This window comes from Streptomyces sp. NPDC091279, assembly GCF_044757465.1.
Taxonomy (GTDB): Bacteria; Actinomycetota; Actinomycetes; order Streptomycetales; family Streptomycetaceae; genus Streptomyces.
Genome location: NZ_JBIVVA010000017.1, coordinates 36,245 through 61,649, shown reverse-complemented (window position 1 = coordinate 61,649; position 25,405 = coordinate 36,245). Strand labels below are relative to the sequence as shown.

General features: G+C 71.9%; 20 protein-coding genes and 1 tRNA gene. 17 read left to right on the top strand and 4 right to left on the bottom strand.

What is annotated here, in order from left to right; all coding sequences use genetic code 11:
• The first annotated feature begins 76 nt into the window (after positions 1–76).
• From ACIQOU_RS33140 to ACIQOU_RS33100, 9 genes are all read left to right on the top strand, one after another.
• On the top strand, positions 77–979 hold the full coding sequence (locus ACIQOU_RS33140; RefSeq protein WP_401543096.1) for an SAM-dependent methyltransferase: 903 nt from the start codon (positions 77–79) through the stop codon (positions 977–979).
• Positions 976–2,040: a polyprenyl synthetase family protein gene (locus ACIQOU_RS33135; protein WP_401543094.1), complete on the top strand. Its 1,065-nt coding sequence runs from the start codon at positions 976–978 to the stop codon at positions 2,038–2,040. Before ACIQOU_RS33140 ends, ACIQOU_RS33135 begins: the two co-directional genes overlap by 4 nt.
• A complete protein-coding gene (locus tag ACIQOU_RS33130; RefSeq protein ID WP_401543091.1) occupies positions 2,034–2,903 on the top strand; it encodes a TauD/TfdA dioxygenase family protein in 870 nt (289 codons plus the stop codon). Before ACIQOU_RS33135 ends, ACIQOU_RS33130 begins: the two co-directional genes overlap by 7 nt.
• A gap of 2 nt (positions 2,904–2,905) precedes the next feature.
• Positions 2,906–4,081 carry a phosphonopyruvate decarboxylase gene (gene aepY, locus ACIQOU_RS33125; RefSeq protein ID WP_401543088.1) on the top strand — a complete coding sequence of 392 codons (1,176 nt, stop codon included), beginning with the start codon at positions 2,906–2,908 and terminating at the stop codon, positions 4,079–4,081.
• The gene (gene aepX, locus ACIQOU_RS33120) at positions 4,078–5,022 is read left to right on the top strand and encodes a phosphoenolpyruvate mutase (protein WP_401543085.1); all 945 of its coding nucleotides are present in this window, start codon (positions 4,078–4,080) and stop codon (positions 5,020–5,022) included. Before aepY ends, aepX begins: the two co-directional genes overlap by 4 nt.
• Entirely contained in the window at positions 5,019–6,608 is a 1,590-nt protein-coding gene (locus tag ACIQOU_RS33115) for an MFS transporter (protein WP_401543083.1), read from the top strand. Before aepX ends, ACIQOU_RS33115 begins: the two co-directional genes overlap by 4 nt.
• A gap of 126 nt (positions 6,609–6,734) precedes the next feature.
• Positions 6,735–6,944, top strand: a complete 210-nt coding sequence (locus ACIQOU_RS33110) for a ferredoxin (protein WP_401543080.1) — start codon at positions 6,735–6,737, stop codon at positions 6,942–6,944.
• The gene (locus ACIQOU_RS33105) at positions 6,934–8,322 is read left to right on the top strand and encodes an NAD(P)/FAD-dependent oxidoreductase (protein ID WP_401543077.1); all 1,389 of its coding nucleotides are present in this window, start codon (positions 6,934–6,936) and stop codon (positions 8,320–8,322) included. Before ACIQOU_RS33110 ends, ACIQOU_RS33105 begins: the two co-directional genes overlap by 11 nt.
• An 11-nt stretch (positions 8,323–8,333) precedes the next feature.
• The gene (locus ACIQOU_RS33100) at positions 8,334–9,554 is read left to right on the top strand and encodes a cytochrome P450 (RefSeq protein WP_401543075.1); all 1,221 of its coding nucleotides are present in this window, start codon (positions 8,334–8,336) and stop codon (positions 9,552–9,554) included.
• A 21-nt stretch (positions 9,555–9,575) separates the two neighbouring features.
• On the opposite strand, the gene ACIQOU_RS33095 is transcribed toward ACIQOU_RS33100, so the two are convergent.
• The 3 genes from ACIQOU_RS33095 to ACIQOU_RS33085 all read right to left on the bottom strand — a co-directional run bounded on the left by ACIQOU_RS33095 (position 9,576) and on the right by ACIQOU_RS33085 (position 13,212).
• Positions 9,576–10,562, bottom strand: coding sequence for a hypothetical protein (locus ACIQOU_RS33095; RefSeq protein ID WP_401543072.1), 987 nt, complete (start codon positions 10,560–10,562; stop codon positions 9,576–9,578).
• A gap of 343 nt (positions 10,563–10,905) precedes the next feature.
• Positions 10,906–12,558, bottom strand: coding sequence for a prenyltransferase/squalene oxidase repeat-containing protein (locus ACIQOU_RS33090; protein WP_401543070.1), 1,653 nt, complete (start codon positions 12,556–12,558; stop codon positions 10,906–10,908).
• A 578-nt stretch (positions 12,559–13,136) separates the two neighbouring features.
• Positions 13,137–13,212: transfer RNA gene (locus tag ACIQOU_RS33085), tRNA-Arg, on the bottom strand.
• Positions 13,213–13,532: 320 nt separating this feature from the next.
• On the opposite strand from ACIQOU_RS33085, the gene ACIQOU_RS33080 reads away from it, so the two are divergent.
• From ACIQOU_RS33080 to ACIQOU_RS33050, 7 genes are all read left to right on the top strand, one after another.
• The gene (locus ACIQOU_RS33080) at positions 13,533–15,137 is read left to right on the top strand and encodes a dynamin family protein (RefSeq protein WP_401543067.1); all 1,605 of its coding nucleotides are present in this window, start codon (positions 13,533–13,535) and stop codon (positions 15,135–15,137) included.
• A 4-nt stretch (positions 15,138–15,141) separates the two neighbouring features.
• Positions 15,142–17,274: a GTPase gene (locus ACIQOU_RS33075; protein WP_401543064.1), complete on the top strand. Its 2,133-nt coding sequence runs from the start codon at positions 15,142–15,144 to the stop codon at positions 17,272–17,274.
• 958 nt (positions 17,275–18,232) lie between these two features.
• Positions 18,233–18,712, top strand: a complete 480-nt coding sequence (locus ACIQOU_RS33070; protein WP_401543062.1) for a single-stranded DNA-binding protein — start codon at positions 18,233–18,235, stop codon at positions 18,710–18,712.
• Positions 18,713–18,974: 262 nt separating this feature from the next.
• Positions 18,975–20,438, top strand: a complete 1,464-nt coding sequence (locus ACIQOU_RS33065) for a Cys-Gln thioester bond-forming surface protein (RefSeq protein WP_401543059.1) — start codon at positions 18,975–18,977, stop codon at positions 20,436–20,438.
• Between the two features lie 178 nt (positions 20,439–20,616).
• Positions 20,617–22,281, top strand: a complete 1,665-nt coding sequence (gene ettA, locus ACIQOU_RS33060) for an energy-dependent translational throttle protein EttA (RefSeq protein ID WP_401543056.1) — start codon at positions 20,617–20,619, stop codon at positions 22,279–22,281.
• Between the two features lie 6 nt (positions 22,282–22,287).
• Complete coding sequence (locus ACIQOU_RS33055; RefSeq protein WP_401543053.1) at positions 22,288–22,698, top strand: acyl-CoA thioesterase; 411 nt, start codon at positions 22,288–22,290, stop codon at positions 22,696–22,698.
• Complete coding sequence (locus ACIQOU_RS33050; protein ID WP_401543051.1) at positions 22,695–23,372, top strand: hypothetical protein; 678 nt, start codon at positions 22,695–22,697, stop codon at positions 23,370–23,372. Before ACIQOU_RS33055 ends, ACIQOU_RS33050 begins: the two co-directional genes overlap by 4 nt.
• Before the next feature lie 180 nt (positions 23,373–23,552).
• On the opposite strand, the gene ACIQOU_RS33045 is transcribed toward ACIQOU_RS33050, so the two are convergent.
• The gene (locus ACIQOU_RS33045) at positions 23,553–23,954 is read right to left on the bottom strand and encodes a globin (RefSeq protein WP_401543048.1); all 402 of its coding nucleotides are present in this window, start codon (positions 23,952–23,954) and stop codon (positions 23,553–23,555) included.
• 358 nt (positions 23,955–24,312) lie between these two features.
• On the opposite strand from ACIQOU_RS33045, the gene ACIQOU_RS33040 reads away from it, so the two are divergent.
• On the top strand, positions 24,313–25,290 hold the full coding sequence (locus ACIQOU_RS33040) for a methyltransferase domain-containing protein (RefSeq protein ID WP_401543045.1): 978 nt from the start codon (positions 24,313–24,315) through the stop codon (positions 25,288–25,290).
• The last annotated feature ends 115 nt before the right edge of the window (positions 25,291–25,405 follow it).

Below are 25,405 nucleotides of genomic sequence, written 5' to 3'. Positions count from 1 at the left end.
CATCGGCCCCGGCCCGGCCGATGGGCATCGATTCTCCGGCCGGTCCAGGCCGTCCCCACCCTGACGAGGTGCAGAAATGAGCAAGGTCTCGTTGAACTCCCCCGCATCCGAACTGACGGACAACGGCAACGGCTCCACCGGGGTGCGAGCCGTCGTCGAAACGGAATACGAGCGGGAAGTCGCCCGCATGTACGACGGGAAGCAGGACGATTTCAACCTGCTTCTCGGCAAGGAAACCAACCTCGTCCACCACCACTTCGGGATCGGCGACTTCGACCGCTCGCCCGACGCCCTGCGGAGCGAGTCCGCGATCCAGCGCCGCCTGCACGAGCTGGAGAACGCCCAGACCGAACGGCTCCTCGACCTGCTCGCCGGGCTCGGCCCCGAGCACCGGCTCTTCGACGGCGGCTCGGGCCGGGGCGGCACGGCGTTCATGGCCCACCAGCGCCTGGGCTGCTCCGTCGACGGCGCCACCATCTCGCGCTACCAACGGGAGTTCGCCGAACGTGGTGCCCGGGAGCGGGGCTGCGACGCCGAGGTCCGCTTCCACTTCATGAACATGCTGCGCACCGGCCTGCCCACCGCGAGCATGGACGCCGCGCTGACCAACGAGGTCACCATGTACGTCAGCGAACTCACCCCGCTCTTCCGGGAGTTCGCCAGAATCGTCAAACCCGGCGGCCGCTACGTCTTCGCGACCTGGGCGGTCGACGAGCGCGGCGGCGCCGACGAGACCATCGCCGCGATCGACCGGCACTACGCCTGCACCATGCACACCCGGGGCGCCTATCTGCGCGCCCTGCTCGACTCCGGGTTCGTGCCCTACCACGTCGCCCAGATGGACGAAGACGCCCTGCCCTACTGGGAGTTGCGGCTGCGCAGCGAGCACCGGGACACCATCGAGCAGCTCTTCATCGACGGGTACCGCTCCTCGACGATCGCCTACCTCATGGTCGCCGCCGAACGGGTCGGACAGTGACCCCCGACGCGTTACTCGACCACTTCGACCAGGAACTCTTCGCCTTCCTGCACCGGGCGCAGCCGCAGTCCGAGACGTTCCGCAGGATGGTCGCCGACCACATGGCCTGGCGTTCCTGGGACGACGGGTCGCCACCCGCCCCGAACGCGCGCGGCAAGCGGGTGCGGCCCCTGCTGGCGCTGCTGACCGCGCAGGCGATCACCGGCGACCACCGGGGGGCGATGCCCGCGGCGATCGCCGTGCAGCTCGTCCACGACTTCAGCATCATCCTCGACGACATCATGGACCGCGACCGCATGCGCCGTAACCGCCCCGCGCTGTGGGTCCGTTACGGCACCGGGCACGCGATGACGGCCGCCGCCGGGATCTACGTCATCGGCCTCGACGCCCTCCAGGACTACCTGGACGCGCGCTCGCCCCACGTCGAACCGCGCGGCCTCACCCGGACCCTGCTGGACTCGTGCCTGGAGATGGCCGACGCCCAACACCTCGACCTGGACTGGGAGAAGCGCCTCGACATGACCCTCGGCCAGGTCAGGGAGGTGGCCCTGGGCCGCTCGTGCCTGATCAGATGCGGAGTCGAACTCGCGGCGGCCGTCTCCACCCCGGACCCTGAAGTCCGGTCGGCGCTCAGGGAGTTCGGGGCGCTGGTGGCCACCGCGTTCTCCCTCATCGACGACCACCGGGGCCTGTGGGGCAGCGCCGAACGCAACGGCAAACCCCTGCTCAGCGACATCCGTCAGCACAAGAAGACGTATCCGATCGTCGTCGGCCACCTGCGCTGCGACCCGGCCGGGCGGCGCCGTCTGCACGCGCTGCTCGCGCGTCCCGAACCGAGCGACCCCGAGATCACCGAGATCATGGACATGCTGGACGGGGCCGACGCCTCGGGCGCCACCCTGCGCGAGGTGGCCCGCCTGTCCGAGCTGGCCGTCGAGCGACTGCGCCGTCCGCCGCTGGCGTCCCTGGAGGTCGCCGGGCTCGTCGAGCTGACCGAGTCCCTGTTCGGCGGGCTCGCCGGTTCCTCCCCCGTACCGTCGCCAGGAGGATCGACATGGTAGGCCCCGACCCCACCGACACCGCAGACCCCACCGACCTCGACCATCCCACCGACCCCGCCGCACCGCCGTTCGCCACGCTTTCGGGGCTCACCTCGGCGGGGCTGGCCGAGCTCGCGCCCCGGATCAAGGAGGCCTGGCAGCGGCATCCGGTGCTGGTGTTCCACGGGTGCGCGTTGACGCCGGAGGACCTCGTGACGTTCGGGGCGCTCTTCGGGACGCCGGTGCCGGTGCCGCCGCAGGAGGGCATCGTCGACACCACGGGGCTGCCGCCCGAGATCATGATCGTCTCCAACATCGTCGAGAACGGCCGTCCCCTCGGCCACCTCGGCGGCGGCGACCTGAACTGGCACACCGACATGTGTTACGTGCCCGAACCCGCCCTGGCCAGCGCCCTGTACGCCGTCGAGGTCCCGGACGGGCACGGCGACACCTGGTTCCTGGACATGGCGGCCGTGTACGAGCGGCTGCCCGAGCGGCTGCGTACCCGGATCGCCACCCTGACCTGCAAGCACGACGACAGCCGCACGGCCGCGGGCGATCTGCGGCATGGACGGGAACCCGTCGTCGACATCACCACCTCCTCCGGCGCCGTCCACCCCCTCGTCAGGGTCCGGCCCGAGAGCGGGCGCCCGGCGCTCTACCTCGGGCGCCGCCTGAACGCCCACATCCCGGGGCTGCCGCTCGCCGAGTCCGAGGCGCTCCTCGACGAACTGTGGGCGTACTGCGACGACCCCGCGCTCGCCCGGCCGCACCGCTGGCGCGCGGGTGACCTGGTGGTCTGGGACAACCGCGTGATGATGCACCGGCGCGACGCCATCCCGGACGGCGCCCGCCGGCTGATGCGACGGATTCAGGCGAGGTGACCGTGGACCGGACACCCGGGCCCGGGGCCACCGAGGCCCTCGACGCCGACCACGTCATCGACGCCTTGCTGGCCCGCGACTACCGCGAGATGGCCGCCGTGCCGTGCAGCTACCTCAAACCGCTCCTCGAACGCGCCGCCCACCGCGAGGACCTGCGCTACTTCCCGGCGACCTGCGAGGGGGAGGCGGTGTCGGTCGCGGCGGGCGCCTGGTTCGCCGGGCGCCGTGTGGTTGTCGCCATGCAGAACTCCGGCCTCGGCGACGCCCTCAACCCGCTCGCCTCCCTCTGCCTCCCCTACGGGGTGCCGGTGCTGCTCCTGGTGTCGGTGCGCGGCGAGCCGGGCACCCGCGACGAACCCCACCACGACGTCATGGGCCGCACCACCGACCAGATCCTCACCGACGTCGGCATCAGCCACGCCTGGCTGCCGACCGACCCGGCCGGCTGCGTCGAGGCCCTCGACGAGGCCGAGCGCGAGATGGCGCGCGCCCGCCGCCCGTACTGCCTGCTGGTCAGGAAGGGCGCCTTCCGCGACGGCCCGACGCCGCTGCCGTTGCAGCCCACGGCGCCCGACCAACTGCCGCGCGCGACAACGACGTTGAGCCGCGCGGAAGCCATCAGGTGGCTGCGGGAGCGGATGCCCGAGGAGCAGGTCGTCGTCACGACCACCGGGCTGACCAGCCGCGAGCTGTACGCCGCCGGGGACCGCGCCACCTACCTCTACCTCAGCGGCTCGATGGGCTGCGCCGGGGCCGTCGGTCTCGGCATCGCCCGCTCCGGGCACCGTCCGGTGGCGGTGTTCGACGGCGACGGGGCGGCCCTGATGCGGTTCGGGACGCTGGTCAGCGCGGCCGCGTCGGAGGCGACGGACTTCCTCCACGTCATCTTCAACAACGGCTGCTACGACTCCACCGGCGGCCAGCCCATCCAGGGCTCGGTCCCGTTCGCCGCCACCGCCGAACTGCTCGGCTACGCGGCGACGGCACGCTGCGCGTCGCTGGCCGAACTCCAGGCGGCCTACGACAAGTTGGCGTCCCAGCCGGGCCCACGGCTCCTGGAGATCAAGGTGACGACCGACCCGGTGCCCGCACCCCGGGTGCCGCTCGTCCTCCCCGAGATCGCGACCCGGCTGCACGCCCAACTCGCCCCGCCGGAAACGGCGGTGACCGCGCCGTGAGCGTCACCAGCGGCCCCCCGGGCCCCACCGCCACCAAGGCCTCCCGGCTCCGACACCTCCTGGAACGACCGGAGTTGGGCTTCCTGATGGAGGCGCACAACGGCCTGTCGGCGAAGCTCGTGGAACGCGCCGGGTTCGAGGCGATCTGGGCCAGCGGCCTGTCGATCTCGGCCGCCCTCGGCGTCCGCGACAGCAACGAGGCAAGCTGGACCCAGGTGTTGGAGGTCGCCGAGTTCATGAGCGACGCGACCGGCATCCCGATCCTCCTCGACGGCGACACCGGCTACGGCAACTTCAACGCGGTCCGCCGCCTGGTGCGCAAGCTCGAACAGCGCGGCGTCGCCGGGGTCTGCATCGAGGACAAATTGTTCCCGAAGACCAACAGCTTCGTGCGCGGCGGCGCCCAACCCCTCGCGGACGCACGGGAGTTCGCGGGCAAGATCCAGGCCGCGAAGGCCGAGCAGCGCGACGCGGACTTCGTCGTCGTCGCCCGCACCGAGGCGCTGATCGCGGGCCGGGGCCTGGCCGAGGCGCTGCGCCGGGCCGAGCTGTACCGGGGTGCGGGCGCCGACGCCGTCCTGATCCACTCGGCGCGGGCCGACGCGGACGAGATCCGCGCGTTCAAGGCGGAGTGGGGCGAGCGGCTGCCGGTCGTCATCGTGCCGACGACGTACTACCGCACGCCCACCGAGGTCTTCGCCGAGGACGGGTTCGCCGCCGTCATCTGGGCCAACCACCTGATGCGCGCCGCCCTCACCGCCATGCAGACCACCGCCGCCGAGATCTTCGCCCAGCAGCACCTGCGCGGCGTCGAACAGCGGATCGCGCCGCTCACCGAGGTCTTCGCGCTCCAGGGGCAGGATGAGCTGGCCGAGGCGGAGCGCCGCTGGCTGCCCCGGCCGACCACCCCCCGATGTGCTGGAGAGGACCCAGGACGTTGACCGCACCTGTCCCGGCCGCGTCCGAACGAGGCGTACGGACGCCCGAGGGCACCGACCGCGCGCCCCGCCACACCCTGATCCTCGTGGTCGTGCTGGCCGCCGTGCTGCTGGTGTCGATGGACAACTCCATCCTCAACGTGGCCCTGAAGACCCTCGCCGAACCCGCGCCCGTCGGCCTGGACGCCGACCACAGCCAGCTCCAGTGGGCCGTCGACGCCTACACGCTGTCCTACGCGGGCCTGCTGCTCAGCTCCGGGCTGCTCGGTGACCGGCTCGGCCACAAGAAGCTGCTCGTCGCGGGCGTCGCCCTGTTCGGCGTCTCCTCCGCGCTGTCGGCCTACGCCCACACCCCGGCCCAACTCATCGGCCTGCGCGCGCTGATGGGCGTCGCCGGGGCGCTCATCATGCCGGCGACGCTGGCCATCATCTCCGCCGTCTTCCCCGGTGACAAACGCGTCCGGGCCCTCGGCATCTGGACCGCCGTGGTCGGCGTCGCCGTCGCCCTCGGGCCGATCATCGGGGGCGCGCTGCTCGAACGGTTCTGGTGGGGCTCGGTGTTCCTCATCAACGTGCCGGTCGTCCTCGTCGCCGTCGTCGCGATGCTCTGGGTCGTCCCGGACACCGCCCGCTCCGCCGCCGCCCGGGCCCGCCGCATGGACCTGCCCGGCATCACCCTGTCCGGGCTCGGCCTGCTCGGCGTCGTCTACGGCGTGATCCGCGCCGGTGACGTGGGCGGCTGGACGCGCCCCGAGGCGGCCGGGCCGCTCGCCGCGGGACTCGCCCTGCTCGTCGCGTTCGTCCAGTGGGAACGGCACACCCCGCACCCGGCGCTGAACATGCGCTACTTCCGCGAACGGCGCTTCGCCGCGGCGGCGCTCTCGCTCGGCGTGCTCTACTTCGCGCTGGTCGGCGGCACCTTCGTGATCAGCTTCTATCTTCAGAGCGTGCGCGCCTACAGCCCGCTGCTCACCGGGGTGTGCGTGCTGCCGCTCGCCGCGTCGCTGATCCTCTTCGCGCCCCGGGTGCCGAAGGCCGTGGCCCGGTTCGGGGTGCGGACCGTGTGCACGGTCGGCCTGACGGCCATGGGCGCGGGTCTGCTGGGGATGGCGACGGTCGGGGCGCGCACGTCGGTCTGGTGGTTCGAGGGGTGGCTGTTCGTCTTCGGCGCCGGGACCGCGTGGGTGCATCCGCCGTCGACCGGCGCGATCGTCTCCGCGATGCCGGCCGAGGAGTCCGGCGCCGCCTCCGCCGTCAACAACACGTTCCGCCAGGTCGGTGGCTCGCTCGGCGCGGCCCTGCTCGGCTCGGTGCTCAACGGTGTCTACCGCGCCCGGATCGGCCCCGCGGTCGGCGGCCTCGACGCCGCCCTCCGACAGCGGGCCGACGGCTCCGTCGCCGCGACCCTCCAGATCGCCCAGGACCTCGCCGCCCGAGGCAGGACCGCCCAGGCCCACACCATCGCCCGAGCGGCCACGGAGGGCTTCCTGCACGCCATGCGCACCACCTGGATCACCGCGTCGACGGTCGTCCTGATCACGGCAGCCGTGGTGTTCCTGCTGATCCCGGCCCGCGACGGAGAGGCGTAGGCGGGAGCCGGGGGCACGCGGGGTCGCCGTGGCGGCCGGTACCCCGCTGGCCCAGTACCGCTCGCGTCCCGGGGTCGCAGGCCGTAGGACGGAGAGTGCGGGCGACCTGTGGAGGAGCGGACCCGGATGCAGATCGTTGTCGACCTCAACCGCTGCCAGGCGTACGCGCAGTGCGTGTTCCTGGCCCCCGAGGTGTTCGAGCTGCACGGCGAGGAGGCCTTGATGTACACGCCCGCCGTCCCTGCGGGCCAGCACGAGCGGGTGCGCGGCGCGGCGGCGGCCTGCCCGGTGCAGGCCATCCTCGTCGGTGAGCGGGCGGGTCCCGGTGAACGCTGACCCGAGGATCGGCCGGATCGTCGTGGTGGGGGCGTCGCTGGCCGGTCTGCGGGCCGCCGAGACGCTGCGCGCCGAGGGGTTCACGGGATCGCTGACGCTGGTCGGTGAGGAGCCCGAACCCCCTTACGACCGGCCGCCGTTGTCCAAGCAGGTGCTGCTCGGGCGGACCCCGGCGGCGGACGTCGGACTGCCCAGAAGCCGTGCGGTGGACGCCCGTTGGAAGCTCGGGGTGCGCGCCGACGCCGTCGACCCGGTCGACAAGCGGGTCATCCTCGCCGACGGTGAACGGCTGCCGTACGACCGCCTGTTGATCGCCACCGGCACCCGCGCCCGCCCCTGGCCCGACGCCGCCGAAGCCCGCCTCGACGGCGTCCTGACCCTGCGCACGGCCCAGGACGCGGCGGCCCTCACGGCGCGGCTGGACGCCGGGCCGCGCCGGGTCCTGGTGATCGGCGCCGGGTTCACCGGCTCGGAGATCGCCTCCGCCTGCCGGGAACGCGGCCTGGAGGTGACGGTCGTCGAACGCGGGCCCGCGCCTCTGGTCGGCGCCCTGGGCGGCACGCTCGGCTCCTTCGCCGCCGCCATGCAACGGGCGCACGGCGTCGACCTGCGGTGCGGGGTCACCGTCACCGCCCTCAAGGGCAGCGCCGGACGGTTCACCGGCGCCGAGTTCTCCGACGGCACCGGCATCGAGGCCGACGTCGCCGTGGTCGCGCTGGGCGCCGTCCGCAACACCGAGTGGCTCGACGGATCGGGGCTGGCGGCGGGGGCCAGGGGCGTGGCCTGCGACGCGGGGTGCCGCGCGTTCACCATGTACGGGATCGTCACCGACGACGTCTTCGTCGCCGGGGACGTGGCACGGTTCCCGCACCCCCTGTTCGAGTACCAGATGCTCTCCCTCGAACACTGGGGCAACGCGGTCGCGCAGGCCGAGGTCGCGGCCCACAACATGATCAGCGCCGGGCCCGGGCGGCGCCCGCATCTGGCGGTGCCGTCGTTCTGGTCGAGCCAGTTCGGCGTCACCATCAAGTCGGTGGGCGTGCCGACGTTCTCCGATCACGTGGTCATCGCGCAGGGGTCGTTGCGGGAAGGCCGGCTCGTCGCGGTCTACGGGTACCGGGGGCGGATCACCGCGGCGGTCACCGTCAACCGGGCCAAGTGGCTGGAGCACTACCAGCACCTCATCGAGACGGCCGCGCCCTTCCCGCCCGGCACGGGCGCGGCCGACCGGCCCGCCTCGGCCGCGCCCGTCCCCTCCGACGTGCCGGACCCGCAGGTGCTCTCGCACGGTCCGACCGTGGCGCTGACCGGCCATCTGCCGGACCGGCGCCTGACCCTGGTCCGGCCCGAACCGCCCCCGGCCGCCCACCGCCCATGAGGAGCCCCCGCATGTCCCCGGAGACGCTGCTCCAGCGCATCACCGACTACGCGCACCGCGCCGACCCCTACCCCCTCTACGCCGAACTCCGCGAGAACGGCGTCACCCGCCAGGCCGACGGCAGCTACCTGGTCGGCACCTACGACGAGATCGCCGCCCTCCTGCACGACCCGCGGGTCAGCTCCGACTCCCGCAACCGCGCCGACCCGGCCACCCTCCCGCCGGTCAGGAGACAGGAACAACCGAAGGCGTTCATCGGCCTGGACGACCCCGAGCACGACCGGCTCCGCCGGATCACCATGCGCCCGTTCGGACCGCCCCACTCACCCGGCCGGATCGACGCCCTGCGCGCCGAGATCGCCCGGATCTGCGACGACCTGGTCGCCGGCTTCCGGGACAAGGACCGGTTCGACGTCGTCGAGGACTTCGCCTACCCGCTCCCCGTCACCGTGATCGGCCGGCTCCTGGGCGTCCCGCACCAGGACATGCCCCGGCTGCGCGGCTGGACCAACGACATCATCGCCAGCCTCGATCTGACCGCGGACCGGCGTGCCGCGGGCCACGGCGACGCGAGCGTGGACGCCGGTGAGGCGATGGAGGAGTACCTCGGAGACCTCGCCGAACGGCGCCGCTCGGACCCGTCCGACGACATGCTCTCCGCCCTCGTGCACGACTCGGGCCCCGACGGGCGGCTCACCCCGCAGGAGTTGAGGGCGACCGCGCGGCTCCTGCTCATCGCCGGGCACGAGACGACGGTCAACCTCATCAGCAACGGGGCGCTCACCTTCCTGCGGTACCCCGACGCCCTCCGGCTGCTGCGCGAGAACCCCGAGCTGATGCCGGGGGCCGTGGAGGAACTCCTGCGCTACGAGCCGCCGGTCCAACTGCTCCCGCAGCGCAGCCCGCTCGCCGACATCGAGGTCGCGGGCGTCACCGTCCCCGAGGGAGCCCCGCTGATCCTCGTCCTCGCCGCGGGCAACCGGGACCCGCTGCGGTTCGAGAACCCGGACCGCTTCGAGCCGACCCGCGCGGACAACCAGCACTTCGGTTTCGGCAGCGGCGTCCACAACTGCTTCGGCGCCCCGCTCGCCCGCCTGGAGGCCCGCATCGCCCTGACCACCCTCCTCCCTCACCTGGAGAACCTCCACCTGAGCCAGGACCCACCCCCTTACCGACGCAGCCCGGTCCTGCGGGGGCCTCGGCATGTGGGGGTGGAGGGGGTGGTGGGGTGAGGGTCAGCAACCGGTGCCGTCTCACCCGGTGCTGGGACTGCGGGGCCGTGGCGCTGCGGTCTCGGGGAGTTGCCGCCACCACCAGGCGATCGAGGCGAACGCGGGCGGTGGCCCGGAGGCGACGTCCACCGAGGTGGGGTCGACCCAGATCTGCTCCAACAGCTGCTGATGTCCGGGTTCCAGTCCGCGCCGGTAGTGCGGCATGTGCAGGTGGTATTCCAGGTTTCCCGCGATGAGGCGCCCCAGGTCACGGAGATACTGGCGCAGTCCGTCCGAGGCCTGTTCCTGGGTGTGGTCCCTCAGCTGTACGAAAAGGGCCATGATCTGGTTGCTCAGGGCCAGCGCGCGGGCCAGCGCCTCTCGAAGGTCGCCGTCGGTCTCGCGGGCCAGCACCGTGACCGCGCTGAGGCCGGGCGCGTGACTGGCCTCCTCCTTGGCCCACGTATGGACGTCGTTGTGCAGGCCGATCAGCAACCAGGTCATTTCCGTGAGTGCTCGCGCCGGCGGTGTGGCCAGTTCTTCTCCGTCAAGGCGGTAGCCGTGCACGATCTCGAACAGCGCCGAATACGGCGGAACGAACGAGGCGCCCAGCCGCAGGGCCGCGTATTCGTTCAGATCATGGTCCTCGCCGTCGTCCAGCAGCGAGCGCTGCCAGGCCATGCAGAACATGCCACGCCGGAAACTCTCCGCGAACCGGGCCAGCTGCGCGGGCGTCGCGCACCGCGAGAGCCGGGCGACCACGTCAGCCAGGGCCACGCCCAGCGGCGAGCCGTCCAGTGGCGCCGCCTCGGGCGCCTCGACAGACCGGACCAACCGGGCCAGCCGCACGGTTGCCTGCACCGCGTCCCCGACACCGCCGGGCAGGTCGATGTAGTCGTCCATCGCGAAGACCCAGGCGTTGAAGTCCGCGATGATCTGGAGCTGCTCCAGCGGAGCGTCCGGGAAGATCATCGACGCGCACCGGCACATCCACACCGAGCAGTCCAGCCGGTCCTGATCCGACGTCACGCTGTCCAGCCTGTGCCTGCGCATCCATGCCGCCGTCCGCTCTTCGACCTCTGGGCCCAGGGGGTTGTGCGCTGGCGGGATCGGACACCACAGGCGTAGCCGCGTGTCGCGGCCGTCGGCCTCGCTGGAGGACAAGGAAACGCTGTCGACCATGCCGTTCTCTCCTCAACTCGGTGTTCTCGCGGCGCCGGGCACCAGGCACCAGGCACGTCATGGTGTGGTGAGGCCGGTTCGGCGCCTTGGTCGGCGCGGTCCGGCACCTCGCGCTTTCCGCGTGTGCTGAGTGGGCCCGGGGCGCGGTGGTGGTCAGGACCGATGCGGGTTCCACGTGCGGTCGTGCGGGTCAGGGTTCCGGTTCTTCGACTGAGCCGGTGGGGCGAGTCGGCGCCGGTCGCTCCGGAGCGGTGGTGGTGGTGCGCCGGGGGGTGTGGAGCTGGGTGAAGGCGTTCAGGACATGGACGTCGGTCAGCACGGGGCAGTCGAAGGGCAAGGGGCGTGGCCCCAGTTGGTCGGGGACCGATGGGTAGCCGCCGTCGGCATTCTGGTGGGCAAGGAGGTAGCGCAGTCCCCGTCCGGGGGCCTGGCGGTCGCCGGTGGACGCGATGACCGGCAGGGCGTGCGCGGTGGACACGACGTCACTGCTTCGGCCCGGGCGGTACCCCCAACCGCCGTCGGGATTCTGGGTCTCGGCGAGGTAGCGGGTGCTCGCCAGGGTGGTGTGGGTGATGCGTGCGCTGCGGTCCGCGGGGGCCGGGGGGACGTGGCGTAGGGCGTCCAGAACCCGGTGGATGGCGCTGGACCGGCTGCGGGTCCAGCTGTTCTCGAAGGTGCCGTCGTCTCGTTGGGCGCGGAGGAGGAAGTCGACGCACGTGTCCAGGAGCGCGGTGTGGTCCTGCCAGGAGGCGGACAAGGCCATGACGGCTCCGGCGGTCACATCGGCCTCGCGTCGATGGCCGTGCAGATAGGTGGGAAATCCTCCACGGGGGTCGGCCATCGCGCCCAGGTACCGCTCCGCCCGAGCGAGTACCTGCCGGTAGCGGGCTGTGTCCGTGATGCGCAGGAATTCGATACAGACAGCCGTGTCGTCGACATCGGTCTGGGAGGTGATCTCGGTGTATCCCCAGCCACCGTCGCGCTGCTGTAGTTCGGAGACGCGGTCGCCCATCTGGATCAGGAGTGACCGGGGGGCATGGGCCGCGGCGAGTGCTTTTCCGGCCAGGGCGGTCACGAAGATCTCCTGGCCCGCGATGAAGGGCAGACCGCCGTCGCTGTTGCGGCTCCGGCACAGGGCAGCGATGCCGTTGTGCAGGAGGGGACTGTCCGGTTGGCAGGTGTGCAGGGCGTGCAGGGCGATCAGGTGGGCGAGCGCATTCCCCTCCCAGACCTGATCGGGGTCGGCGGATGCGAGTCTGCCGGTCAGGTAGTTCTGGTCGGTGGCGCTCACGGCAGCGTGTCCTGCGCGTGCAGCGCCGTGGAGGATTCTGATGGCGCACAGGGACAGTTCGGTCCATGCCGCGTATCCCTGGTAGCGCAGAGCGTGGGCGTCCGTGCCGGTGTCGAGGGGCAGGACGCCTGTCAGGGACAGCAGCGTGCCGAGCATGAGGCGTTTACGGGCCCCGGTGAAGTGCCGGAACTCATCCAGATAGGCCACGGCCCGGTCGTGCTGTCCGGGGTGACCCAGGGCCGCTTCGACGATCAGGGTGTCCATGAGGCCGTCCGGGCGGGCGTTGCGCAGGTACCGTGCGAGGCCGTCGTGGACGGTGGGCAGGGTGCGTGTCTTGCGTAACAAGGACAGCAGCAACGCCGACTCCAGCACACGGCTGCCACACCGGTCCCGGACCAGACCGTCCTCGTCGACTTGGCGGATCAGGCGGTCACGCAGGCGCGTTGCCCGGAGCCGGATGTGCGCGAGGGCGCGGTCTGGGTCCGGCCAAGTGCCGTCCGCGTACGCGGGGGGATTGCTGTCCTCGTCGTAGGAGGCCGCCTCGCTGTTCATCAGGCTGTCCTTTCGGTTGGGTCAGTCGCCTGGCGGACAGGGGCGGTCAGTTCGCGATCCAGCGCGAAGTGCTGGAATTCTGCGGCCGTTTCGACGAGTTCGACGTCCTCGCAGCCGTGCGCGGGCCGTGGGCCCACAACAGGTGAGGAGCTCGACCGAGGCAGCCAACCACGCCTGGTCTTCCATGACTTCACCGTCGCGAAGACGAACGCTGACCGTGACCACGCAATCGTCCATGCTGTATCCCCAGCCCTGGCCGTCGCTATGAGAGTCGGATTGCCGCAGGACTGCCCATGGCCTGTCCTGCTCAGGGCCCTGTCACCAAACGGGTGAGCGCTCTGATCGGAGGGTCTCAGATTCGTGGCCGCTCGGCCACAGCTTGGCCGTTATCCGTGAGCCGGTACCCGACGAGGTGCGCGTCATCCTCGACCGGGTCCAGCGCAACGCGCTGCCGATGGCGGCGTGGGAACAGTCAGCCGGACTCCCGCGCCTGCCGACGAAGCGGCGTGCGCTGCGGATCTGCGACGGTCAGACGGGATCTGACCAGGTAAAACGCGCCTCAGCTGACGTGACGTCAGTGGCGCCCCCGGCAGGACTCGAACCTGCGGCCAAGCGCTTAGAAGGCGCCTGCTCTATCCACTGAGCTACGGGGGCCGGTGTGGTGGCGTCGGTGCTGGTGCCCGGGTGTGGGCTGTTCCGTGACGATGCCGGGGACAAGGATAGGGCTCCCGCGACCTTGTCCCTGTTGCTTCGCCTCCGTGGCTCAATGTGGAGGTTCGGTGAAGCGGTCCTGATAATCGCAGGCAGGTACGAATCGTGCATCGCTTTTGGCGCCTTGCGCACCGGGTGTTGTGTACTCGTTATGCCTGGACTGTGCCCGCGTCCCAGTCGTCCCATCCGTCCCTTGTGTCCTGTCGGCGCGCAGACATATCCATATGCTTCAGAATTCCCCTAAAATTGGGCATTCTTCGCATGTGGTGACCTTGGACGTACGGCCTCAGCTGCTCGACGCACTCTCCGCCCTGCGCGACCGTGTCGCCGCCGCACGCTTCCCGCTGCCCCTCGCGGGGGCTCCACGCGCGCGTGCCAACCGCGACGAACTCCTCGCCCAGCTCGACGACTATCTGGTGCCCCGCCTGCGCGAGCCCGAAGCGCCGTTGCTCGCCGTCGTCGGCGGCTCCACCGGCGCCGGCAAGTCGACCCTCGTCAACTCCCTCGTGGGGCACCGGGTCAGCGAGGCGGGCGTGCTGCGGCCGACCACCCGGACGCCGGTCCTGGTGTGTCATCCGGAGGACCACCACTGGTTCAGCGGGATGAGAGTGCTCCCCGACCTCACCCGCGTGTGGGTACCGCACCAGGACGACGGCGACGACCTCCTGCTGCCCGGCCAGAACCCCGCGCGCGTGCTGCGCGTCGAGACCGCCGACAGCCTCCCGCGCGGCCTCGCCCTCCTCGACGCACCCGACGTCGACTCCCTCCTCGCCGACAACCGCGTGCTGGCCGCCGAACTCATCTGCGCCGCCGACATCTGGGTCATGGTCACCACCGCCTCCCGCTACGCCGACGCCGTCCCCTGGCACCTGCTGCGCACCGCCAAGGAGTACGACGTCACCCTCGTCACCGTTCTGGACCGGGTGCCCCACCAGCTCGCCTCCGAGGTGTCCCGGCAGTACGGCGCGCTCCTCACCAAGGCCGGACTCGGCCACGTCCCGCGCTTCACGGTGCCCGAACTCCCCGAGTCCGCCTGGGGCGGTGGGCTGCTTCCGGCCACCGCCGTCGCGGCGCTGCGCACCTGGCTCGTCCACCACGCCCAGGACCCCGCCGCCCGCCAACAGGCCCTGGCCCGCACCGCGTACGGGGTCCTCAACTCCCTCAAGTCCCGGATGCCCGCGCTGGCCGGCGCCGCCGCCGCGCAGTACTCCGCCGCCCTGCGGCTCACCTCCGCCGTCGAGGCGTCCTACGACAGCGAGCACGCGCGCGTACGCGGGCGGCTGCACGCGGGCGCCGTGCTCGCCGGAGGCGCCCTGAAACGCTGGCGGGCCTTCCCCCTCGACTGCACCGCCGCCGAACTCCTGGACGCCCTCGTGGAGAGCCTGGCCGCGCTCCTGCTGTGCGCCGTCACCGCCGCCGACGAGCGGGTCGACGACGCCTGGCGCCGCGAGCCCGCCTCGAACGCCCCCGGCCTCGACCGTGACCCGCGCGGGGAGAGCCCCGAGCACCGCATCGGGATGGCGGTACGGCGCTGGCGGCGGGAGTTGGAGGAGTACGCGGAGGAGGAGATCCGCCACCTCGACCGCAACGTCGCCCCCGACGCCGAGGTGGTCGCCGTGCTCGTCGCCACGGCCCTGCTCGGCGGCCGACGGGCGCGTTCGGCGGGTGAGGGACTCGCCGGGCGGCTCGGCGCGCACGGGGCGTTGCGGCTGCGCGACCGGGGCGGACGGCTCCTGGCCGACCTCGTCGACCGGGTCATGCACGCCGAACGCGAACGTCGGCTCGCCCCGCTCGACGCCCTCGACGTCCACCCCGAACCCCAGGCCGAACTCATCGCCGCGCTGTCCGTACTTCAGAAGGAGAGGTGACCGCATGACCGCCGTCACTGACCAGGACCAGGACCACATGGAGCACGCCGACCGCCCGGCGGACACCGACACCGACCCTGACTCCGCCGCCTGGCCCACCGAAAAACCCGCCCTTAAGGACGACGTTCGCGAAAACGTCGTCCTTAAGGAGCGCGATTCCACCGACGAGCCCCCTGCCGACAGGGACGTCGATACCGACGCCGACGCCGGTTGTGACGAGGACACGATCGGCTCCTCCGGGGCACGCCCCGCGCGCGTGGATGACATCAGCAGGCGCGGACGCCGGAACGGCGACAAAGAAGGGCGGCGCGACGCCATCGGCGTGGGCCGCGCCGACGTATCCGGGTCCGACGGCCCGGCGTCGGAAGGGGCCGTGTCCGAAGGCCCCGCGTCCGACGGTTCCGGCTCCGAAGGTTCCGGGGTCTGGGACGACGGGCTGATCGCCCGCCGGGTCACCGAGGGCACCATCGCCCCGCAACCCGTCGTCGTCCGGGAGACCCGGCGCCCCAGCGCCCAGGCCAAGGCCGTGCCCCTCGCCTACGACGGCCCGTTGCGCTCCCGGCTCGACGCGCTGCGCGAACTGGTCGGCCTCTCCCGCACCCGCCTCGACAGCCGCACCCTCGCCGAGGCCGGACGCGTCCTGGACGAGGCCGCCGCCCGGCGCAGGCTCTCCGGACAGCACACCGTCGTCGCCCTCGCGGGCGCGACCGGCAGCGGCAAGTCACAGTTGTTCAACTCGCTGGCCGGCGTGACCATTTCCGAGACCGGCGTGCGGCGCCCCACCACCGCCGCGCCCATCGCGTGCACCTGGAGCGACGGCGCCGCGACCCTCCTGGACCGGCTCGGCATCCCGGGACGGCTGCGGCGGCGCCCGGTGCAGAGCGTGGAGGCGGAGGCGCAACTGCGCGGCCTGGTCCTCGTCGACCTGCCCGACCACGACTCGGCGGCCGTGCAGCACCGTGAACAGGTCGACCGGGTCCTCGCACTCGTCGACGCCGTCATCTGGGTCGTCGACCCGGAGAAGTACGCGGACGCGATCCTTCATGAGCGGTATCTGCGGCCCATGGCCGGTCACGCCGAGGTCATGTTCATCGTCCTCAACCAGATCGACCGGCTGCCCGGCGAGGCCACCGAGCAGGTCCTCGACGACCTGCGGCGCCTCCTGGACGAGGACGGCATCGCGCTCGGCGAGTACGGCGAACCCGGCGCCACCGTCCTCGCCCTGTCCGCCCTCACCGGCGACGGCGTCGGTGAACTGCGCGAGACGCTCGGCCAGTTCGTCGCGGAGCGCGGCGCCCCCGCGCGGCGGATCGCGGCCGACCTGGACAACGCGGCGGCGGGACTGCGGCCCGTCTACGCCACCCATCGGCGGATCGGCCTGAGCGAGAAGGCGCGCGACGAGTTCGCCGACCGGCTCGCGGAGGCGGTGGGCGCCGCGGCGGCGGGGGAGGCGGCCGAACGCGCGTGGCTGCGTAACGCCAACCGCGCGTGCGGGACGCCGTGGCTGCGGCTGTGGCGCTGGTATCAGGACCGGTTCGAGTCGACCACCGGGCGGTTCCCGCTGCGCAACCAGGCCGACGAGGAGGCCACGGCACGGCAGCGCGTCGAGCACGCGGTCCGTACGCTCACCGAACGCGCCTCCACGGGGCTTCCGGGGCCCTGGGCGCAGGCCGTGCGCGAGGCCGCCCTGCGTGGCTCCCACGGGCTGCCCGAGGCCCTCGACGAACTCGCCGCCCGCGCGGGACTGCCGCCCGGGCGGCCGCCGCGTCCCGGCTGGTGGCCTGCGGCTGTGCTCACCCAGGCGGCGATGACGATCCTCCAGGTCGTCGGCGGGCTCTGGCTGGCCGGGCAGATCGTCGACCTGATGGCGCCCAATCTGGGCGTGCCGGTGCTGTTGATGGTCCTCGGCATCATCGGGGGGCCGCTTGTCGAATGGAGCTGTCGGATGGCTGCGCGGGGGCCTGCGCGGCGGTACGGAACGGAAGCGGAACGGCGGCTTCGTGAGGCGGCTGCGGGGTGTGGGCGGGCGCGCGTCCTCGACCCCGTCGCGGCGGAGCTCCTCCGCTACCGCGAGGTCCGCGAACAGTACGCCCGTGTCACGGGGGTGAGCGCCGGGGCGGGCGCCGGCGCCAGATAAGGGCTGCCTTTCGGCCGACGGCCGGTGGTGGCTGGTCGCGCAGTTCCCCGCGCCCCTGGGTGGGTTGGGGTGGCGTTGCGCCGGGAAGTGCTGCGGGCGGCTGGTGGGGTCGTTCTTCGGCTGGCGGTCCGTGGTGGCTGGTCGCGCAGTTCCCCGCGCCCCTGGGGTGGGTGGGGTGGTCGTGGGCCCGGAGGGACCCCGGGGGCTGGTGGGGTTGTTTTTCGGCTGGCGGTCGGTGGTGGCTGGTCGCGCAGTTCCCCGCGCCCCTGGGGTGGGTGGGGTGGTCGTCGGCCCAGAAGTGCCGGGGGCCTGGTGGGTGGGGGCTCCCCGGGGATCGGGCGGCTGCACGCACACCCCGCGACAACAAGCCGCCCCGGCCGAGCCATACGCGCCGCCCCGGCACGGACAAGGAGCCGTACCTCTCGATGCGCGGTCGGCCCTGCCCACCTGGGGGCGCGGGGAACTGCGCGATCGGCCACGACGGACCGTGAGCCGAGGGACGGCCTCCACGGGCAGGGCTCGGTACCTTCCGGCGTGCGGTCAGCCCCACCCAGCCAGGGGCGCGGGGAACTGCGCGATCGGCCACGACGGACCGTGAGCCGAAGGACAACCTCCACCAGTCGGGCTCGGTACCTTCCGGCGTGCGGCCAGTCCCACCCACCCAGGGGCGCGGGGAACTGCGCGACTGGCCACGACGGACTGTGAGTCGAGGGGCGGCCTCCACGGGCAGGGCTCGGTGCCTCCCGGCGTGCGGTCAGCCCTGCCGACCTGGGGGCGTGTTGGGGGCGGCGGGGTCGCTCGTTTGGGTGGGGTGGGTTTCCACAGGTGGGGTGGTTGTCCACAGGGCGGAGCGGGGGTGATCCGACCGGGGCAAGCTGGCTGCGCGGTGAACGGGATCGCCGCAAGACACCAGCCGCCACACGGGACGTCCCCGTGGGCGCGGGAGGGACGAACACCCATGAACGAGACGATCATCTGCGCCGTAGGCAACGTCGCCACGCAACCCGTGTACCGGGACCTGGCCTCGGGCCCGTCCGCGAGGTTCCGACTGGCGGTGACCCCGCGGTACTGGGACCGGGAGAAGAACACCTGGACCGACGGGCACACCAACTTCTTCACGGTGTGGGCCAACCGCCAACTCGCCGCCAACGCCGCCGCGTCACTCGGCATCGGCGACCCCGTGATCGTGCAGGGCCGCCTGAAAGTCCGCACGGACACCCGCGAGGGCCAGAACTGGACCTCCGCCGACCTGGACGCCGTGGCCATCGGGCACGACCTCGCCCGAGGCACCTCGGCGTTCCGACGGCCGAACAAACCGGAGACGGCGACGGCCCCGGAGCCTCGCTCCGAGCCCAACTGGGACTCCGCGCCGGACACTTCGGAGCCGCCCGCCGATCTCGTCGACCAACCCGGCCCGGAACCCGCCGTGATGACGTGATGTCACCTCGTGCCCCGCGCTGAACCCGAGTGCGGCTTATCGGCCGATGCATGCCGAACAACCCGGTGGATTTGTCGATAAGCCCTGCTCAAAGGCCCTCTCGGCGATAACGATTCAAAGTCGGATCGGCGGTCCGACACCCGGACCGGGAGGGGTGGCGCGACCGCGTCCCTAGGATGCCGACCACGGCCCTCGGGGCTTCTGATTCTGCTGGTGGGACCACACCCCCCACGTCAACGGGTCCTGCTCGAAGGGGAATTTGGTGCTTTCTGTGTTCTCTGTGTCGTCCGTGCGCAAGCGGGCCACGGCCCGACTCGCCGCCGTGACGCTGCTGTCCGGGTTCCTCGCCGCCGGTGCGCTGGCCGGGGCCGGGACGGCGGCCGCCGAGGAGACGGGAACGGCACCGAGACAGGGCGGGGTGGCCGCCACCATGGGCGGACTCAAGACGTACGGCGCCGCCGTGCTCCACGACGCCACCGGCGACCAGGACGTCTCGGCGGGTCTGTTCGAGATGTCCGTCGACGGCGGCGGCACCCTACAGACCTACTGCGTCGACGTGCAGAACCCCACCCAGCGGGACGCCCGCTACCACGAGACCCCGTGGAGCGGCACCTCGTTGGCCGCCAACAAGCAGGCCGGGAAGATCCGTTGGATCTTGCGGAACTCCTACCCCCAGGTCAACGACCTCGCCTCGCTCGCCGCCAAGGCGGGCGTCAAGGGCGCACTGACCGAACAGGACGCGGCGGCCGGCACCCAGGTCGCCATCTGGCGCTACTCGGACGGCGCCGACGTCGACGCCGTGGACCCGGGCGCCGAGAAGCTCGCGGACTACCTGGAGAAGAGCGCCGTCTCCCTGCCCGAGCCCACCGGGTCCCTCACCCTCGACCCGCCGGCGGTCTCCGGTCACCCCGGCGAACTGCTCGGCCCGGTCACCGTGCACACCGACGCGAACGGCGTCACGCTCACCCCGCCCGCCGACGCGGCCACCACCGGCGTTCGCATCGTCGGCAAGGACGGCGAGGCGATCACCTCGGCGGCCGACGGCAGCCAGGTCTTCTTCGATGTCCCGAAGGGCGCGGCGGACGGGTCGGCCGAGCTGACCGTGGGGGCCTCGACCACCGTGCCGGTCGGCCGGGCCCTGGTCTCCGAGAGCCGCAGCCAGACGCAGATCCTGGCCGGGTCCAGCGAGTCGACGGTCTCCGCGACGGCGAGCGCGACCTGGGCGACGCAGGGCGCCGTACCGGCCCTGTCCGCCGTGACGAACTGCGCCAAGAGCGGCCTCGACATCACCGCCGTCAACACGGGGGACGAGGCGTTCGGCTTCACCCTGATGGGCGCCGCGTACAGCATCCCGGCGCAGGCGTCGCGCACGGTGACGGTGCCGTTGCAGGAGGACCAGGCGTACGACTTCGCGATCAGCGCGCCCGGCGGGCCCGAGAAGCGGTTCAGCGGGGTCCTCGACTGCAAGACGCAGAGCAGTGAGACCGGCGGGACCGGCACGGCGACGCAGACCCTCAGCGAGCCGAGCCCGGCCACGGTGGGCGGGGTCGGCGACGACACCACCACCAACCTCGCCGCGACCGGTGGCTCCACCGCGACGCCGTTGATCGCGGGCCTGGCCATCGCCTTCGTCGTGATCGGCGGCGCGGCCCTGGTCGTCGTCCGGAAGAGGGAAGAGGAAGCAGCCGCGGCGGCCGGGAAGGCCGGAGGGGCCAGACAGGGCTGAGGGGCTCGTCGTGCGGGCGGGGGCCCGGCCGTGGCGGACGATGGCGGGCGTCTGAGGGACAGGTCAGGCGCTGCCCGTGGAGCGCCTAGCCCACACGGGTTACCACCCGAGGGTGGACGTACGGCAAGATGGGGTGTATCTGCCCACTGCCTGATTTCAAGCTGCCGGACGGTTTCTCTTGGCTGAGTTCATTTACACCATGCGCAAGGCGCGCAAAGCGCACGGCGACAAGGTGATCCTCGACGACGTCACCCTGAACTTCCTGCCGGGGGCGAAGATCGGCGTCGTTGGCCCGAACGGTGCCGGTAAGTCGACCGTGCTGAAGATCATGGCCGGGCTGGAGCAGCCGTCGAACGGTGACGCGTTCCTGTCCCCGGGCTACACCGTCGGCATTCTGCTCCAGGAGCCCCCGCTCAACGAGGAGAAGACCGTCCTGGAGAACGTCCAGGAGGGTGTCGCCGAGGTCAAGGGCAAGCTCGACCGGTTCAACGAGATCGCCGAGCTGATGGCGACCGACTACTCGGACGCGCTCCTCGACGAGATGGGCAAGCTCCAGGAGGAGCTGGACCACTCCAACGCCTGGGACCTCGACGCCCAGCTGGAGCAGGCCATGGACGCGCTGGGCTGCCCGCCCGGCGACTGGCAGGTCACCAACCTCTCCGGTGGCGAGAAGCGCCGCGTCGCGCTCTGCAAGCTCCTCCTTGAGGCGCCCGACCTGCTGCTCCTCGACGAGCCCACCAACCACCTCGACGCCGAGTCCGTGAACTGGCTGGAGCAGCACCTCGCCAAGTACGCGGGCACCGTCGTGGCCGTGACCCACGACCGGTACTTCCTCGACAACGTCGCCGGCTGGATCTGCGAGGTCGACCGCGGCCGCCTGCACGGCTACGAGGGCAACTACTCCAAGTACCTGGAGACCAAGGCGACCCGCCTCAAGGTCGAGGGCCAGAAGGACGCCAAGCGCGCCAAGCGGCTCAAGGAAGAACTGGACTGGGTGCGGTCCAACGCCAAGGGCCGGCAGGCCAAGTCCAAGGCGCGCCTCGCCCGGTACGAGGAGATGGCCGCCGAGGCCGACAAGATGCGGAAGCTGGACTTCGAGGAGATCCAGATCCCGCCGGGCCCCCGCCTGGGCAGCGTCGTCGTCGAGGTCAACAAGCTGGGCAAGGCCTTCGGCGACAAGGTCCTCATCGACGACCTGAGCTTCACGCTGCCGCGCAACGGCATCGTCGGCGTCATCGGTCCGAACGGCGCGGGCAAGACCACGCTGTTCAAGATGATCCAGGGCCTGGAGACGCCGGACTCCGGTTCGATCAAGGTCGGCGAGACCGTCAAGATCAGCTACGTCGACCAGAGCCGCGAGAACATCGACCCCAAGAAGACGCTGTGGGCCGTCGTCTCCGACGAGATGGACTACATCAACGTCGGCCACGTCGAGATGCCCTCGCGCGCGTACGTGTCCGCGTTCGGCTTCAAGGGCCCGGACCAGCAGAAGCCGGCCGGGGTGCTCTCCGGCGGTGAGCGCAACCGCCTCAACCTCGCGCTCACCCTCAAGCAGGGCGGCAACCTGCTGCTCCTCGACGAACCGACCAACGACCTCGACGTCGAGACCCTCGGTTCGCTGGAGAACGCGCTCCTCGAATTCCCCGGCTGCGCCGTGGTCGTCTCCCACGACCGGTGGTTCCTGGACCGGGTCGCGACGCACATCCTCGCCTACGAGGGTGACTCGAAGTGGTTCTGGTTCGAGGGCAACTTCGAGTCGTACGAAAAGAACAAGATCGAGCGCCTCGGCCCGGACGCGGCGCGTCCGCACCGGGCGACCTACAAGAAGCTGACCCGGGGCTGATCGACCTTGCGGCACACCTACCGTTGCCCGCTGCGCTGGGCGGACATGGACGCGTACGGCCACGTCAACAACGTGGTCTTCCTCCGCTACCTGGAGGAAGCCCGTATCGACTTCCTGTTCCGCCCCGACAAGAATTTCCAGCAGGGGTCCGTGGTGGCGCGCCATGAGATCGACTACAAACGGCAGCTCGTCCACCGGCACGCGCCCGTGGACATCGAGCTGTGGGTCACCGAAGTACGCGCGGCGTCCTTCACCATCCGCTACGAGGTGAAGGACGGCGACGAGATCTATGTGACCGCCTCGACGGTCATCGTGCCGTTCGACTTCGCCGCCCAGCGGCCGCGGCGGATCACCGCGGAGGAACGGGAGTTCCTGGCCGAGTACCGGGACGACAAGGAGGAGGCCGTCGCCGCATGACGGTCCTCCATCTCGCCGACGAGGGGGAGGCGGCGGACCTCGCGGCCTTCCTCTCTCGGCTGATCCACTACGACCGCGGGGCCGCGGTGCGCCTCCAGGCGTTCGGCACGGCGCTCGCCGTCTTCGGGCGTCCGCCGTCCTTCGAGGTGCTGGCCGTCCGTGCCGTCCGCCTCGCCAAGCCGTACGAGAACGGCCTCGACGTCGCCCTCGACGTGACCGTCTCCGCCGGTGAACTCCTCGAATCCGTCGACGAGTCGGCGCTCACGGTCGGGGTTCCGGCGGCCGTGACGGGGCCGCCGTGGGCCGGTGTGCTGCCCCCTCGCGGCGGCTGGCAGTCCGAGAACGGGCTTCCCGCGCCGGACGCGCTGTACGCCCTCGTCCGGGCCGGGGTCGCTGAATTCCGGTCGCGCACGCAGGAGTTGACGCCCGAGGGGCGGACCCGTGCCGAACTCGACCGGATCGGGCGGGAGATCTGGTCCCGTACGGTCGGGCGGACGCGGCTGCCGGTGCGGGCGGTGCACGCCGCCCAGTCTCTCGGGTTCCTGCGGCCCGGGGTCCCGGTGACGTTGGTCGTGGCGGGCGCGTGGCAGCGGTTGCGTACGCCCTATGGCTCGATCGCCGTGCGGCGCGCGGGACTTGGGGGGCTCGGCGCGCTCGACGTCAGCGTCCGCTGAACGTTGCGCGTCCGCGCGGGGCGAGGCGAGGCGGGTGTGTGGCGCGGGGCGGGAGTGTGGCGTGGGCGGCTCGGTGGGATACGGCACCAACGCCGTGGGTCCGGCCGCGCCGGGGCGGGAGTGGAGTCAGGCCCGGGCCGAGGGTGGAGCAGGGGGGTATCGGCCGGGCCAACTGCCGGGTTACTCCGGGGTGTTGATCATCGATTGCGCCGCGTACGTCAGGTAGTTCCACAGGGTGTGCTCGTGTTCCTCGGAGAGGCCGAGGTCGTCGACGGCGTCCCGCATGTGCCGCAGCCAGGCGTCGTGGGCTGCGCGGTCCACGGTGAAGGGGGCGTGGCGCATGCGGAGGCGGGGGTGGCCGCGGTTGTCGCTGTACGTCGTCGGGCCGCCCCAGTACTGCATCAGGAACAGGCGCATCCGTTCCTCGGCCGGGCCCAGGTCGTCCGGGTACATCGGGCGTAGCAGCGGGTCTGTGGCGATCCCCTCGTAGAAACGGTGAACGAGGCGGCGGAAGGTCTCCTCCCCGCCGACCTGCTCGTAGAAGGTCTGCTCCTGAAGCGTGCCGCGCCGAATCTCTGTCACGCGTTCTATGGTCGCAGACGGGGCGGACCAGGTCTCCAGACCTAAGTCCATCGCTGGGCGGGGGGCCTGCGGTGGTCGGTCGGGTGCGGCGCCGTTGTGGCTGGTCGCGCCCACGCGGCGGAGCCGCATGTCGATACAGCCCCGTGCTCCTTGGGTGGGTGGCCGGGCCGTGTCTCGGGAAGGGGCCGGCGTCCCTAGGGGGGTGGCTGGGCCGTGTCTCGGGAAGGGGCCGGCGTCCCTAGGGGGGTGGCTGGGCCGTGTCTCGGGAAGGGGCCGGCGTCCCTAGGGGGTGGCAGGGCTGTGTCTTGGGGAGGGTGGGGCGGTCGCTGGGTGGGGGGTGAGAGGTCAGAGTGGGGGTATGGGTGTCGACGATCACGTGAGCGGGGTTGCCGAGGTGGCGCGGGGCTCGCTGGTGCGGGAGATCGACGCCCGGGGCGTCTGCAAGCGGGACCCCGTGTGGCGGGACGCCTTCCGCGTCGTTCCCCGGCATCTGTTCGTGCCGTACTACTACGTCGTCGTCGCCGGGGCGTACGAACGGCGCTGGTGTGCCGCCCCCGATCCGCCGGCCCGCGAGGAGTGGCTGCGCGGGGTGTACGACGACGTTCCGCTGGCCACCCGGGTGCGGGACGGGGAACTGGTCTCCTCCAGCAGCCAGCCCTCGCTGATGGCGTTGATGCTCACCGAACTGCGGGTGCGGGACGGCGACCGGGTCCTGGAGGTCGGCGCGGGCACCGGCTACAACGCGGCCCTGCTCGCCCACCGGCTCGGCGACGACGACCTCGTCACGACCGTCGATCTGGACCCGGAGATCACCGAGAGCGCCCGGCAGCACCTGGCCGCCGCCGGGTACCGTCCGGCTGTCGTCACCGGGGACGGGGCGCGCGGGGTCCCCGAACGCGCCCCCTTCGACCGGATCATCGCGACCTGCGCGCTCAGCTCGGTTCCGCGCGCCTGGCTCGCCCAGTGCGTGCCCGGTGCCAGGGTGCTGGCGCCGGTCGCCACCGGGCTGCTCGCGCTGACCGTGAGCGACGCGGCGCACGCCGAGGGACGGTTCCTGCACACGCCCGCCTACTTCGTGCCGTTGCGCGGGGCGGGGCAACGGGCGCCGGGCGCGCACGCCTCCGACGAGGTGCCGGGCCCGGCCGCCGGGAACGACCTGTTCCGTTTCCTGCGGGCCCTCACCGGCGACGTTCTCACCCCGTCGGACGCCTACGCCCTCTGGGAACGCGAGGGACGTCCAGTGCGGGAACGCTACGGCGTGAGCATCGACGCCGACGAACAATGGGCCTGGCTGGACCGACCGCACGGACGCCACCGCTGGCCCTTGCCGAGCTGACCCCGCCGGCCACGGCGCCAGCGGGCACGGCCGGACCGCCAGGAGAGGCGGCACGGCTGGCCTGGGCCGGACTGGCCCCGCCGGGCCTGAGCCCCGTTGGACCGCGACCGTCGGC